Origin of the sequence: Planococcus sp. CP5-4_YE (assembly GCF_019042655.1) — a bacterium.
In the GTDB taxonomy this organism is placed as follows: Bacteria; Bacillota; Bacilli; order Bacillales_A; family Planococcaceae; genus Planococcus.
In genome coordinates this window covers 286,845-301,142 of the sequence record NZ_JAHPZO010000001.1, presented here as the reverse complement: position 1 = coordinate 301,142, position 14,298 = coordinate 286,845, and the positions used below count along the sequence as shown (strand labels likewise).

Sequence of the window (14,298 nt, the reverse complement as noted above, 5' to 3'; positions counted from 1 at the left end):
TCCCAGCTTGATAGTACAAAAAATTGACGCACAGCCTAGCTGTGCGTCAATTCTCTTTTTGCACAATGCCTGAAAAACAGGTAAAATCAACAAGAGAACAGTAGAGGAAGGCAGATAAAAATGGCGATGAAACGAAAACCGAAACATACCAAACAACTGGCGCTGAAAGAAAGCGCAAAACAGGCATTTGAACAATTGCAACAAGAGCTGGACGTCAAGTTTGAACAACCTGCCCTTCTGCAGCAGGCATTTACGCATTCATCTTATGTGAATGAGCATCGAAGAAGGCAATTCACAGACAATGAACGTCTGGAATTTCTAGGCGACGCCGTACTGGAATTGTCGGTATCGCATTTCCTCTATATGAAATATCCCGAAATGGCTGAAGGCGAACTGACTAAACTGCGCGCATCGATCGTCTGTGAGCCGTCTCTTGTCCTTTTCGCCAATGAGCTGGATTTTGGCAAATACATTCTGCTCGGCAAAGGCGAGGAATTGACAGGGGGCAGAACACGCCCGGCGCTTCTTGCGGATGTCTTTGAATCCTTTGTCGGTGCGCTTTATTTGGATCAGGGGTTGGAAAAGGTTGTATCCTTTTTAGAGGTAGTGCTCTTCCCGAAAGTGGAAGTCGGTGCTTTTTCTCATGCGATGGATTATAAAAGCCAGTTGCAGGAGCTGGTACAGCAAAAAAATACCGGTACCTTGAATTATGAAATCATCGAAGAAAAGGGTCCTGCACATAGCCGTATTTTTGTAACGCGCGTTTCTTTGGGTGACCAGGAACTGGGCTTAGGAGACGGGCGCTCCAAAAAAGAAGCGGAGCAGAAGGCAGCGCAGCTTGCCATCCTTAAATTGCAGGAAACAGCGGAGGATTGAACATGTTTTTGAAAAGATTGGAAGTAATCGGGTTTAAATCGTTCGCCGACCGTGTCGGCATCGATTTTGTCCCTGGCGTCACAGCCGTGGTCGGGCCGAATGGCAGCGGCAAAAGCAATGTAACCGATGCGATCCGTTGGGTCCTCGGCGAGCAATCCGCGAAATCGCTGCGCGGGGCAAAAATGGAGGATGTGATTTTTGCCGGAAGCGATTCAAGAAAAGCGCTTAATTTTGCGGAAGTCACATTAATTTTGGATAATACGGACGGCGAAGCCCCTCTCGATTACAGCGAAATCAGCGTAACGAGAAGGGTTTTTCGCAGTGGGGAAAGTGCCTATCTTCTGAATAAGCAGCCGTGTCGATTAAAAGATATCACCGATATGTTTATGGATTCGGGACTGGGGAAAGAAGCTTTTTCCATCATTTCCCAAGGTCGAGTAGATGAAATTCTCAATAGCAAGGCGGACGAGCGGCGTTCCATTTTTGAAGAAGCGGCTGGTGTATTGAAATACAAACAGCGCAAACGGAAAGCTGAATTTAAGTTGAACGAAACAGATGAAAACTTGAACCGCGTGCTCGATATCCTGCATGAACTCGACGGGCGAATGGAGCCGCTACAGATGCAGGCGTCCGTAGCCCGTGATTATCTTGACATGAGCGCACAATTAAAAGACGCAGATATTGCACTGTTGGCACACGATGCAAAAGGATTAAAGGCACAGCTTTCGGAGTTGTCGCAAGAGGCCGTGCAGCACGCCGCGCAAGAACAACGGCTAGCGGGTGAAATCGCGGAAACGGAACAATTGATCACCGCTTCGAAGCGATCGGTGCATGTGCTGGATCAAAAAATCGACGCGGCACAAGCGGCATTGGTCGAAGCTAGCTCAGAGTTCGAAAAATGGGAAGGCCGCAAATTGCTGATGTCCGAGAAAAAGCATAATGCAGACCGCCAGCGCCATGCATTGGAAGAGTCTATCAAGGCTGAGCGCGAAGAAACTGCCAAGCTTGAACAGCGCCATGCGGAACAAGGCGCTTCTCTCGAACAGCAGAAAATGGATCAGCAGAAGACCCGCAAGTCGATTCAGCAGCTAGAAGGGCAATTGAATTTGACGCCTGCCGATATCGATAATGAAATTGAAGCAAAGAAATCCCTCTATATCGAATTGATGAACGAGCAGGCAGGTTTGAAGAACGAACTGAAAAACATCGATTTCCAGCAACAGCAAATGACGGAATCGAGTGGCCGAATCGCCGCGCAAGAAGCATCATTTGAAAAAGAACTTGCCCGCCTGTTGAAAGAGAAACAGCAAGCGCAAAAAGCTTACGAAGAAATTCGTGAGGACCTTGACAAAAAACGCCAGCATTTTAAAGAACAAGAAGCCGGAGCAAAGCAATTGGCAGCGGATTATGATCACAAGAAATCTTTATTGTTCCAAGCATACCAATCCCATAAACAGCTATCAGCACGCATTGAGACCTTGCAGGATTTAGAAGCGGATTATTCGGGGTTCTTCCATGGGGTGCGTGAAGTGTTGCAAGCAAGGGAGCGCAACGAACTCAACGGCATCATCGGAGCTGTGGCAGAACTTGCAGATGTCCAGAAGCCTTACGCTAAGGCGATTGAAACAGCATTCGGCGCATCCAGCCAGCATATCGTCACAAGCGATGAAAAAAGTGCCAGTGAAGCGATCCGCTTTTTAAGAACAAAACGCGCAGGGCGTTCCACATTCCTGCCGATGACAGTTATGAAGCCGAGGCAAATCTCCCAGCAAGTGGTGCAATCGGTTTCGGCACATCCGGCATTTGTGGATATCGCAGCACAGCTCGTTAGCTATGACGAACAATACGCGATGATTTTCCAGAACCTGCTCGGCAATGTCCTTGTGGCAAAAGATCTCGATGGCGCGACAGCGATAGCCAAAGCGATCGGCCATAGGTATCGCATTGTGACCTTGGAAGGGGACGTCATCAATGCCGGCGGATCCATGACAGGCGGTGCGACAAAGAATCAGGCATCGTTCTTTACGAGAAAGGCAGAACTGGAACAATTGCAACAACAGGCAGCTGAACTTCAAGGCACCATTGAAGAAGCCGAACAGAAAGTCCGTGAATTGCAATCGCGTGCAGAAATTGCGAAAGAACAATTGGAGCAGCTTCGCACAGATGGAGAGCGCTACCGTGAACTTGAAGCGGAAAGCGCGATGCATCTGCGCGAAATCGAAGCGGTGTGGAAAACGACCGACAGCCGCTTTGCTGTGTTCCGTGCTGAACAGCAAACAAAGCAGGATCTTTCCGGACTTGCTTCACGGAGGCAAGAGGCAGCTGAGCGCATGGACGCTATCGCAAGCGAACTAGAAGAATTGAATGGCGAAATCGAGAAATTAACCGGCTTCAAGCAGCAAAAAGAAACAGCTCGAGGCGAATTGCTGGCGACACTCGCGGAATTTAAATCAGACATGGCAGTCCGTAAAGAGCGCATCCAACAGCTCACTTCGCAAGTGGATGAATTATTGGAACGCCACAATGCCAGTTTCAACCGGCTTGGGGAGCTTGAACGTGAACTCGAGTGGATTCAATCGGAAGAAGCGTCCAAAAGCTTTTCGGATGAAGAAATCGAAGCGGAAATCCGAAAATGGTCCGATGCTCGGCAATCGGCCAATAAAACTGTCGATGCCTCCCGCCAAGAACGCCAAAAGCTACAGCATACACTTGACGCAGAAGAGCAGCAGCTACGTGAACAAAGTCGTATCCATAAAGGCTTCACTGAAGCTGTCCGCATTTGCGAAGTGAAGACAACGCGTCTTGAAGTTCAATTGCAGGGACTTCTTGTGCAGCTCGAGGAACATTACGAAATGGACCTTGCAATGGCCAACAGCTATCCGCTCGAAAAAGATGAAGCGACTGTCAGGAGACAAGTGAAACTACTTAAACAGTCGATTGAAGAACTTGGCAGCGTCAACATCGGCGCAATTGAGGAATATGAACATGTAGCAGAGCGCCACCGTTTCTTGACCGAGCAACGTGATGACTTGAACGAAGCGAAAGATACGCTGCGCACTTTGATCGAAGAAATGGACGAAGAAATGACCTTGCGTTTCGACGAAACCTTCCATGCCATCCGCAGCCATTTCCGTCATGTCTTCCGCGAATTGTTTGGCGGGGGTTCTGCAGATTTAGTGTTGACAAAGCCGTCTGATCTGCTGATGACGGGCGTCGACATCATCGCCCAGCCACCAGGCAAGAAGCTGCAGAATTTGAGTCTGTTATCTGGCGGGGAGCGGGCGCTCACGGCGATTGCGTTATTGTTCGCCATCTTGAAAGTGCGCCCTGTGCCGTTCTGTGTTCTTGATGAAGTCGAAGCGGCGCTTGATGAATCCAATGTCGTGCGTTACAGTCAGTACTTGAAAAAATTCAGCGAAGACACACAGTTTATCGTCATTACCCACCGCAAAGGAACGATGGAAGGTGCCGATGTGCTGTACGGTATCACGATGCAGGAATCCGGCATTTCCAAACTGGTTTCCGTGAAACTGCAAGAAGACATCAAATAAGGAGTGAGTCTATGAGTTTCTTTAAAAAGTTAAAAGATAAATTCAGCAATAATGTAGAAGAGGAACAATCAACAGAAAAATACCGCGAAGGCTTGAGCAAAACGCGGACCGGCTTCACGTCGAAGATTAACGATTTGGTCGCCCGTTACCGCAAAGTTGATGAAGACTTTTTTGAAGAACTGGAAGAAGTACTGCTGCAGGCAGACGTCGGCTTTGAGACGGTCATCGAACTGATGGAAGAATTGCGTTACGAAGTGCAGCGCCAGAATGTCAAAGATACATCCAATGTGCAGTCGGTCATTTCTGAAAAGCTTGTTGAAATCTACGAGGCAGGCGATCAGGAATTGAGCGAATTGACCTTTGCCGAAACAGGGCCTACCGTCATTTTAATGGTCGGCGTCAATGGCGTCGGAAAAACGACCACCATCGGGAAATTGGCTCAGCGCCTGAAAAACGAAGGCAAGTCCGTTATGCTCGCAGCAGGTGACACATTCCGCGCCGGAGCAATTGACCAGCTTGACGTGTGGGGACAGCGCGTTGGCGTTGAAACCATCAAGCAAAGTGAAGGCTCAGACCCGGCGGCTGTCATGTACGATGCCGTGCGTGCCGCAAAATCACGCAATATCGACGTCTTGATCTGCGATACGGCGGGCCGCTTGCAGAACAAAGTCAATTTGATGAACGAATTGCAAAAAGTCCACCGCGTCATTGCACGTGAAATTCCAGGTGCGCCTCATGAAGTGTTGCTCGCACTCGATGCAACGACAGGGCAAAACGCCATGATCCAAGCCCAAACTTTCAAAGAAGTGACGGAAGTGACAGGCATCGTCTTGACGAAGCTTGACGGGACGGCAAAAGGCGGTATTGTGCTGGCGATCCGCAACAAACTAAATATCCCGGTGAAATTTGTGGGGCTCGGCGAAAAACTCGATGACCTACAACCGTTCGACCCGCAGAAATACGTCTACGGTTTATTTGCCGAAGGCTTGGACCAGGAAGAGCAGGAAGAAATGAACTCAGACAAGTAAAATTACTTGACGGAGGCTTCGGGATTCAGTATGGTATACAGGAGTATGAATGGGGTGAGCGTCATTGATGGGACTGGAAAAAACGACAAGAATGAATTATCTTTTTGATTTCTATCAGGAGTTGCTAACGCCCAAACAGCGCAGCTATATGAGCTTGTATTACCTGGATGACCATTCGCTCGGTGAAATTGCCGAAGAGTATGAAATTACGCGCCAAGCGGTGTACGATAATATCCGCCGAACCGAAGCGATGCTAGAAGAATACGAGGAGAAGTTGCAGCTGTTCGAAAAGTTTCAGCGGCGTCAGCAACTCGTCTCGACTTTTGAAAAACAGCCATTCACAGATGACAATGTCCAGAAATTTTTGGACGAGTTGAAGGAATGGGACTAGGAGGCGGTATATAGTGGCATTTGAAGGATTATCTGAACGCCTGCAAGGAACGATGACCAAAATCAAAGGCAAAGGGAAATTGTCCGAAGCAGACGTAAAAGAGATGATGCGCGAAGTCCGCTTTGCCTTGATTGAAGCGGACGTCAATTTGAAAGTGATCAAGTCGTTCATTAAGAAAGTCAGTGAACGCGCGGTTGGCCTCGAAGTTATGGAAAGCTTGACGCCAGGGCAGCAAGTCGTAAAAATCGTCAAAGATGAACTGACAGAGTTGATGGGCGGAGAGCAAAGCAAAATTGACTTTTCGACGCGACAGCCAACGGTTATCATGATGGTCGGCTTGCAAGGGGCCGGTAAGACCACAACTACCGGTAAGCTTGCAGGCGTGCTGCGCAAGAAGAATAATCGCAAGCCATTGCTAGTTGCAGCGGACGTCTACCGCCCGGCTGCAATCAATCAGCTTGAGACGATCGGCAAACAATTATCATTGCCGGTGTTCTCGAAAGGGACGGACGCGAATCCGGTTGATATCGCCCGTGAAGCGATTGAATACGCGAAAGCGGAGCATCTCGATACAGTCATTATTGATACGGCAGGACGGTTGCATGTCGATGAGCAATTGATGCAGGAACTGAAAGACATCCGGTCGATCAAAGAGCCGGATGAAATTTTCCTTGTCGTCGATTCGATGACCGGCCAGGATGCGGTCAATGTAGCGCAAAGCTTTGATGACGCAATCGGCATCACTGGCGTCGTCCTGACCAAGCTTGACGGCGACACGCGCGGGGGTGCAGCATTATCAATCCGCGCCGTCACGGAAAAGCCGATCAAGTATATCGGGACAGGCGAGAAGATGGATGCGCTTGAACCATTCCATCCAGAACGCATGGCATCCCGCATACTTGGCATGGGCGATATGTTGTCCTTGATCGAAAAAGCACAAACCAACGTCGATGAAGCGAAGGCAAAGGAATTGGAAGAGAAGTTCCGCACGTCATCGTTTACGTTCGACGATTTCCTGGAGCAATTGGATCAAGTGAAGCAAATGGGGCCGCTCGATGAAATTTTGAAGATGCTCCCAGGTGCCAACAAAATCAAAGGCCTCGAAAATGCCAAAGTGGACGAGAGCCAAATGGGGCGTGTCGAAGCGATTATCCGCTCGATGACAATCCAGGAGAAGACGACTCCCGAAATCATTAATGCCAACCGGAAAAAACGGATTGCCCGCGGTTCCGGAACGTCCATCCAAGATGTCAATAGGCTGCTCAAGCAGTTCGAAGACATGAAGAAAATGATGAAACAAATGTCCGGAATGGCCGGCAAAAAAGGCAAGAAAAAGATGTCGATGCCAGGCCTGGACTCGCTTTTCAAGTAAATTTGGTAGTGTTAAGAAAAAATACTTTACAAACCTTTTAAAGCTTGCTAATATAATATCTTGTGTGAAACTATTCGGAGGTGCTTTATAAAATGGCAGTAAAAATTCGCTTAAAACGTATGGGAGCTAAAAAATCTCCTTTTTACCGTATCGTAGTCGCTGATTCACGTGCTCCACGTGACGGCCGTCAAATCAAAACAGTAGGTACTTACAACCCGCTGACAGTTCCAGCTGAAGTTAAAATCGACGAAGAATTGGCGTTGAAATGGCTTCATGATGGCGCTAAACCATCTGACACAGTTCGTAACTTGTTCTCTCAGAATGGCATTATGGAGAAATTCCATAACGAAAAACTAAACAAGTAAGGGAGCGTTCTTATGGAGCAGCTGATTGAAACGATCGTCAAGCCGTTAGTTGATTATCCGGAAGCAGTTCGTATTGAAAAAGACGAAAACACTAACCGAGTCGTCTACAAGCTTTCCGTGCATCAAAGCGATACAGGGAAAGTGATCGGCAAGCAAGGACGTGTAGCGAAAGCTGTACGCTCTGTCGTCTATTCAGCAGCAGGAAATTATCATAAGAAGAAAACGTACCTTGATATTGTGGATTGAAAAGGAAGGAGCCCCGGTTCCTTCCTTTTTTTTCAGGAAAAAATACAGGAAGGGTGTTTATGCGTGGAATGGTTTAACGTAGGAAAAATAGTCAATACTCACGGGATCCGCGGTGAAGTGCGCGTGATGTCCCGTACCGATTTTCCGGAAGAACGGTTTGCGATCGGCAATAAGCTCGGCTTGTTTACCGCCGGTGCGAAAAAGCCGATCATGGTGAAAGTGGCGAGCCATCGCACCCATAAAAACTTCAATCTTTTATCTTTTGAAGGGTATCCGAACATCAATGATGTCGAACCGTTCAAGGAAGGTTATCTGAAGATCGCTGAACACGATCTCGGCGATTTGGAAGAAGGCGCTTTTTACCATCATGAAATTCTCGGCTGCCAAGTGTTTTCTATCGAAGGCCAGGAGATTGGCGAAGTGACCGAAATTTTGGAGACCGGCGCGAACGACGTCTGGGAAGTAACGCCGGCAAAAGGCAAAAAGCATTATATCCCTTATATCGAAGACGTGGTCAAGGACGTCGACATCGATGAAAAGAAAATCACCATCGATGTATTGGATGGCTTGTTATCATGATGAACATCCAGGTGTTGTCTCTTTTTCCGCCGATGTTCGAAGGGGTGTTCCAGCATTCGATCATGAGAAAAGCGCAGGACAAAGGCGCGGTCACTTTAGGAGTTGTCGACATCCGCGAATTTGCCGACAATAAGCGCCAAGTGGATGATTACCCGTTCGGCGGGGGCGCCGGCATGGTGCTGAAGCCTGAACCGGTTTTCAATGCAGTTGAGAGCATCACAACCGATGGCAAGAAACCGCGTGTCATTTTGATGTGCCCGCAAGGCGAGCGCTTTACGCAGCAAAAAGCGGAAGAGCTTGCCCGTGAAGAGGAACTGGTGTTCATTTGCGGCCATTACGAAGGATATGATGAACGCATCCGTGAACATTTGGTCACCGACGAGATTTCCATTGGCGATTTTGTGTTGACCGGCGGGGAGCTGGCGGCCATGACGGTGATCGACAGCGTCGTAAGGCTGCTCCCCGGTGTGCTCGGCAATAGCGATTCCCCAGTCCGTGATTCCTTTTCGACTGGCCTCTTGGAGCACCCTCATTATACGCGGCCCGCTAACTTTAGAAATATGCCGGTTCCAGCTGTATTGACTTCAGGGAATCATGCAAAAATCGAAGAGTGGCGGGAAGAACAAGGCCTGAAGCGCACGCTTGAACGCCGCCCGGACTTGCTCGACCATGTCGAACTGAGCGACAAGCAGAAAAACATATTGGCTCGCTTACAAGCAAAAAAATAAATCAAGATAGCTCTTGCAGATATAGGTGCAAAGTGATAACATGGAGAATGTACTTTTATGCAAAGTACACGAATCACGGTGTTCCGCTGCAACAGGCAGTAACTGCAAGAGCATCTGTAGAAGGAGAGAAAAAACATGCAAAACATCATTACTGAAATCACTAAAGAACAACTTCGTGCGGATCACCCAGCGTTCCGTCCAGGAGACACTGTTCGCGTTCACGTGAAAGTTGTCGAGGGAACTCGCGAACGTATCCAGGTATACGAAGGAGTCGTTATCAGCCGTCGCGGAGGCGGAATCAGTGAATCATTCACTGTTCGTAAAATCTCCTACGGTGTAGGTGTGGAACGTACATTCCCAGTACACACGCCGAAAATCGCTCAGCTTGAAGTTACTCGCCGTGGTAAAGTACGTCGTGCTAAATTGTACTACTTGCGCAACCTACGCGGTAAAGCAGCACGTATCAAAGAAATCCGTTAATATTGCAAGGATAGGAGAAGGCTTATCGCCTTCTTCTTTTGCATTCAAAAGGCCTGGGCTGATTGCCTGGGCCTTTTATTATGCTTTTTTAATCGTCAAAAGCTGTGATGGCGCTGTTCTTTTCTTTGCTAAACACCTTGTTTCGCTGTACAATTAGGGCATTAAGCGCGGGGAGGAACATGCATGGAAGCTGAAGGGAAAAAGAAAAATGAAGTATGGGAATGGTCCAAAGCTCTGTTGATCGCGTTCGGCCTTGCAGCAATTATTCGATTTTTCTTATTCACGCCTATAGTGGTGGATGGCGAATCGATGATGCCCACTCTTGAACACGGAGACCGGATGATCGTCAATAAAATCGGCTACGATATCGGCGAGCCGGATCGGTTCGATATCATCGTGTTTCATGCACCGGAACAAAAAGACTATATCAAGCGGGTCATCGGCTTACCAGGCGACCATGTTGCCTATGAGGAAGACCAGCTATTAATAAATGGAGAAGCAGTAGAAGAACCTTATCTCGATCAATACAAGACAGGTATCACCGGTACCTTGACAGAAGATTTTACGCTCGAGGATATTACCAGCTATTCTACGATTCCGGACGGCTATGTTTTCGTCATGGGAGATAACCGCCGGGCGAGCAAGGACAGTCGCCACATCGGGCTGGTATCGATTGATGAAGTAATTGGCAATACGAATTTTGTTTTTTGGCCGGTCGATGAAGCCGGCATTGTAAATTAAGGAGTGATGGCATGACGATTCAATGGTTTCCTGGCCATATGGCGAAAGCGCGCCGGGAAGTAACAGAAAAACTGAAGTTGGTGGATATCATCTTTGAATTGGTGGATGCACGATTGCCGCTGTCATCGCGCAATCCGATGATCGACCAAGTGATCCAGCAAAAACCGCGGCTTATTATCCTTAATAAAATGGATATGGCAGATGAGCGGGAAACAAAAAAATGGATCCAGCATTTCGAAAATGAAGGAACCCGTGCAGTGGCGATTAATTCCTTAGAAGGAAAAGGGCTGCAGACTGTCACCAAAGCCTCGAAAGAGATCCTTAAAGAAAAATGGGACCGCATGGAAGCGAAAGGTATTAAGCCGCGCGCCATCCGTGCCATGATTGTCGGCATCCCGAACGTTGGGAAATCGACATTGATCAACCGACTGGCGAAAAAAAGTTTGGCGAAAACAGGTAACATGCCGGGGGTCACGAAAGCCCAGCAATGGATTAAAGTCGGCAAAGAAATCGAGTTGCTCGACACGCCAGGCATTCTCTGGCCGAAATTTGAAGACCAGGAAACCGGGCAAAAACTTGCGGTCACTGGAGCAATCAAGGATTCGGTCATTCAAATGCAGGAACTGGCGATCTATGCGCTGAAATTTCTGGAAGAGCGCTATCCGGACCGTTTGATGGAACGCTACGGCATTGACCATATCGATGAAGATTTGGTGAAGACCTTTGATCACATCGGAAAAAAACGTTATATGATCGGCCCGGATAACGAGGTTGATTATGAAATGACAGCCGAGATCATCGTGCGTGATATCCGCAACCAGCATCTTGGGCGCATTACATTCGATTACCGCGATGAAATGATTACAGAACAAGACGAATTAGCATAAGACAGCGGGTCCTCCAACAGGGCCCGCTATTTCTTTGTGAAAAGGAAGTGGCGACATGGAAACGACAGCATCAATCAAAGAAAAATTACTGCAGGCAGAAACCTTCCAGCCGTGGATGGAGGAGTTAAAAAGCGATTCACGCAAAAGCGTCCAGCAATTGCTCGCCTCCTGGCATCGCCGTTACGATAAAAGGCTTGTCATGCTGCGGAAATTGGAAGAAAAACAAGACTTCGATCGACAATTTAAGCAACAGATAGATTCACTCGTCTGTGGCATCGATGAGGCGGGGCGTGGCCCGCTCGCTGGACCAGTCGTAACGGCGGCCGTTATCTTGCCGGAAGACTGCAGCGCATTCATCGGATTGGACGATTCGAAAATAATAGCGAAAGCAAAGCGCAATGAATTGGCGCTGCTTATCAAAGAGCAAGCCATCAGCTGGTCGGTCCATATCCAGCCGCCTGAAGCCATCGACCGGCTGAATATTTACCAGGCGACGAAACAATCGATGGAAGCCGCGGCCAACAGTTTGGCTGCGGCTCCTGATGTCGTGTTGGCGGATGCGATGAAACTAACGGTCCCCATGCCGTCTGAAGCGATCATTAAAGGCGACGCAAAGAGCCTATGCATTGCCGCTGCATCAATTCTCGCAAAGACTAGGAGAGATGATTTAATGGACGAATACGCAGGCCTGTATCCCCAGTACGGCTTCTCAAAGCATTCAGGATATGGCACAAAAGATCATTTGGCGGCACTCGAAGCACACGGCCCTTGCCCCATCCACCGCAAGACTTTCGAGCCAGTGAAATCGATGGTCCAAAAATAATAAGAGACGGAAAATTCGAAGTTTTATGCAGAGTGGCTGTCAGCTGTGGACATTCCATGACAACTTTAATACAATGGTAGAGGCAATAAAATTATGAGACAGATGTTTGATTGGAGGATGACAGATGAATATCCATGAATATCAGGGAAAACAGGTCCTGAAACAATATGGCGTATCAGTTCCAGAAGGCCATGTTGCTTTTTCACCTGAAGAAGCAGTTAAAGCAGCGAAAGAACTTGGTTCGGATGTTGTCGTTGTTAAAGCTCAAATCCACGCAGGTGGACGAGGCAAGGCAGGCGGCGTCAAGCTGGCGAAAAGCTTGGACGAAGTGCGTGAATATGCGAAGGAATTGCTTGGCAAGGTCCTTGTAACGCATCAAACAGGCCCAGAAGGCAAAGAAGTTAAACGCCTTTACATCGAAGCGGGCAGCAACATCGAGAAGGAATACTATCTTGGATTAGTTCTTGACCGTGAAACGTCCCTAGTCAACTTGATGGGATCTGAAGAAGGCGGCATGGACATTGAAGAAGTAGCAGCAAACACACCGGAGCGAATCTTCTACGAAGCAATCGATCCTGTTGTTGGTTTGACTGGTTTCCAGGCTCGTCGCATGGCGTTCAACATGAACATCCCAGCTAAACTTGTCAACAAAGCAGCGAAATTGATGCTAGGCCTTTACCAGGCTTATGTGGAAAAAGACGCAGCAATCGTTGAAATCAATCCATTGGTCGTTACAGGCGACGGACAAGTAGTGGCTTTGGACGCGAAGTTCAACTTCGATGCCAACGCACTATACCGTCATCAGGACATCATGGAGATGCGCGATTACGATGAAGAAGATGCAAAAGAAATCGAAGCTTCCAAGTATGACTTGAGCTATATTTCTTTGGATGGAAACATCGGCTGTATGGTTAACGGTGCCGGCCTTGCTATGGCAACAATGGATACGATTAACTATTACGGCGGCTCACCCGCTAACTTCCTTGACGTTGGGGGCGGTGCCACCGCTGAGAAAGTAACGGAAGCATTCAAAATCATTCTTTCTGATAAGAATGTCAAAGGAATCTTCGTTAACATTTTCGGCGGAATCATGAAGTGTGACATCATTGCGGAAGGTGTTATCCAAGCAGCGAAAGAAGTTAGCCTGGAAGTGCCATTAGTCGTCCGTCTTGAAGGAACAAACGTAGAAATCGGTAAAAAACTGCTGAACGAATCAGGTCTGAACATCGTAGCTGCTGGCACTATGGCAGATGGCGCGAAACAGATCGTAGAACTTGTAGGCTAAAGAAGGGCAGGGACAATAATGAGCGTATACATTAATAAAGACACTAAAGTGCTTGTACAGGGAATTACAGGGTCAACTGCCCTTTTCCATACAAAGCAAATGCTTGAATACGGAACGAAAATCGTTGCGGGTGTAACACCAGGCAAAGGCGGAACTGAAGTTGAAGGCGTACCTGTATTCAATACAGTTCAAGATGCCGTAGAAGCTACAGGTGCCAATGTATCTGTAATTTATGTACCGGCTCCTTTTGCTGCTGATGCAATTCTTGAAGCAACAGAAGCTGAGTTGGATATGGCAATCTGCATCACTGAGCACATTCCAGTATTGGATATGGTCAAAGTGAAGCGTTATATGGAAGGCAAGAAAACACGTCTTGTCGGACCAAACTGCCCGGGTGTTATCACTCCGGACGAATGTAAGATCGGCATCATGCCTGGCTACATTCACAAAAAAGGACACGTCGGCGTTGTTTCACGCTCTGGTACTTTGACGTATGAAGCGACTCACCAATTGTCTGAAGAAGGTATCGGCCAGTCAACGGCTGTCGGGATCGGCGGAGACCCGGTTAACGGCACGAACTTCATCGATGTATTGAAAGAATTCAACGAAGATGAAGACACGTACGCAGTTGTCATGATCGGTGAAATCGGCGGGACCGCTGAAGAAGAAGCGGCAGAATGGGTTAAAGCGAACATGACGAAACCTGTTGTCGGCTTTATCGGTGGCCAAACGGCTCCAGAAGGAAAACGCATGGGCCACGCCGGTGCGATCATTTCTGGAGGCAAAGGAACAGCTGCAGACAAGATTAAAGCGATGAACGCTGCTGGAATCGAAGTTGCAGATACACCTTCAGTTATTGGCGAAACTTTGATCAACGTGATCAAAGAAAAAGGCCTTTACGACGCTTGTAAAACACATTAATACACGGATCCCCGAAGCATCTTTT

At 48.0% G+C, this 14,298-nt stretch carries 15 protein-coding genes; all 15 read left to right on the top strand.

Going from position 1 to position 14,298, the window contains the following annotated elements:
* The first annotated feature begins 120 nt into the window (after nucleotides 1–120).
* The 15 genes from rnc to sucD all read left to right on the top strand — a co-directional run bounded on the left by rnc (nucleotide 121) and on the right by sucD (nucleotide 14,273).
* The gene (rnc, locus tag KTG14_RS01515) at nucleotides 121–876 is read left to right on the top strand and encodes a ribonuclease III (protein ID WP_216968731.1); all 756 of its coding nucleotides are present in this window, start codon (nucleotides 121–123) and stop codon (nucleotides 874–876) included.
* A gap of 2 nt (nucleotides 877–878) precedes the next feature.
* Nucleotides 879–4,427, top strand: a complete 3,549-nt coding sequence (gene smc, locus KTG14_RS01510) for a chromosome segregation protein SMC (RefSeq protein ID WP_216968729.1) — start codon at nucleotides 879–881, stop codon at nucleotides 4,425–4,427.
* Between the two features lie 11 nt (nucleotides 4,428–4,438).
* The gene (gene ftsY / locus KTG14_RS01505; RefSeq protein WP_216968727.1) at nucleotides 4,439–5,455 is read left to right on the top strand and encodes a signal recognition particle-docking protein FtsY; all 1,017 of its coding nucleotides are present in this window, start codon (nucleotides 4,439–4,441) and stop codon (nucleotides 5,453–5,455) included.
* 67 nt (nucleotides 5,456–5,522) lie between these two features.
* Nucleotides 5,523–5,846, top strand: a complete 324-nt coding sequence (locus KTG14_RS01500) for a putative DNA-binding protein (protein WP_058383565.1) — start codon at nucleotides 5,523–5,525, stop codon at nucleotides 5,844–5,846.
* 13 nt (nucleotides 5,847–5,859) lie between these two features.
* Nucleotides 5,860–7,218, top strand: coding sequence for a signal recognition particle protein (gene ffh / locus KTG14_RS01495; protein WP_216968726.1), 1,359 nt, complete (start codon nucleotides 5,860–5,862; stop codon nucleotides 7,216–7,218).
* Nucleotides 7,219–7,310: 92 nt separating this feature from the next.
* Entirely contained in the window at nucleotides 7,311–7,583 is a 273-nt protein-coding gene (gene rpsP, locus KTG14_RS01490) for a 30S ribosomal protein S16 (RefSeq protein WP_058383567.1), read from the top strand.
* Nucleotides 7,584–7,595: 12 nt separating this feature from the next.
* Nucleotides 7,596–7,829 carry a KH domain-containing protein gene (locus tag KTG14_RS01485; protein ID WP_101190532.1) on the top strand — a complete coding sequence of 78 codons (234 nt, stop codon included), beginning with the start codon at nucleotides 7,596–7,598 and terminating at the stop codon, nucleotides 7,827–7,829.
* Nucleotides 7,830–7,892: 63 nt separating this feature from the next.
* On the top strand, nucleotides 7,893–8,408 hold the full coding sequence (gene rimM, locus KTG14_RS01480; protein WP_216968724.1) for a ribosome maturation factor RimM: 516 nt from the start codon (nucleotides 7,893–7,895) through the stop codon (nucleotides 8,406–8,408).
* Nucleotides 8,408–9,136, top strand: coding sequence for a tRNA (guanosine(37)-N1)-methyltransferase TrmD (gene trmD, locus KTG14_RS01475; protein ID WP_216969102.1), 729 nt, complete (start codon nucleotides 8,408–8,410; stop codon nucleotides 9,134–9,136). The genes rimM and trmD overlap by 1 nt, the downstream gene beginning before the upstream one ends.
* A gap of 135 nt (nucleotides 9,137–9,271) precedes the next feature.
* Nucleotides 9,272–9,616, top strand: a complete 345-nt coding sequence (gene rplS, locus KTG14_RS01470; RefSeq protein ID WP_216968722.1) for a 50S ribosomal protein L19 — start codon at nucleotides 9,272–9,274, stop codon at nucleotides 9,614–9,616.
* Nucleotides 9,617–9,799: 183 nt separating this feature from the next.
* Nucleotides 9,800–10,357, top strand: a complete 558-nt coding sequence (lepB, locus tag KTG14_RS01465; protein WP_216968720.1) for a signal peptidase I — start codon at nucleotides 9,800–9,802, stop codon at nucleotides 10,355–10,357.
* Nucleotides 10,358–10,368: 11 nt separating this feature from the next.
* A complete protein-coding gene (gene ylqF / locus KTG14_RS01460; protein ID WP_216968718.1) occupies nucleotides 10,369–11,244 on the top strand; it encodes a ribosome biogenesis GTPase YlqF in 876 nt (291 codons plus the stop codon).
* Between the two features lie 55 nt (nucleotides 11,245–11,299).
* Entirely contained in the window at nucleotides 11,300–12,067 is a 768-nt protein-coding gene (locus KTG14_RS01455; RefSeq protein WP_216968716.1) for a ribonuclease HII, read from the top strand.
* Nucleotides 12,068–12,191: 124 nt separating this feature from the next.
* Entirely contained in the window at nucleotides 12,192–13,352 is a 1,161-nt protein-coding gene (gene sucC / locus KTG14_RS01450; protein WP_216968714.1) for an ADP-forming succinate--CoA ligase subunit beta, read from the top strand.
* A gap of 18 nt (nucleotides 13,353–13,370) precedes the next feature.
* On the top strand, nucleotides 13,371–14,273 hold the full coding sequence (gene sucD, locus KTG14_RS01445) for a succinate--CoA ligase subunit alpha (RefSeq protein WP_211654452.1): 903 nt from the start codon (nucleotides 13,371–13,373) through the stop codon (nucleotides 14,271–14,273).
* Nucleotides 14,274–14,298: the final 25 nt, after the last annotated feature.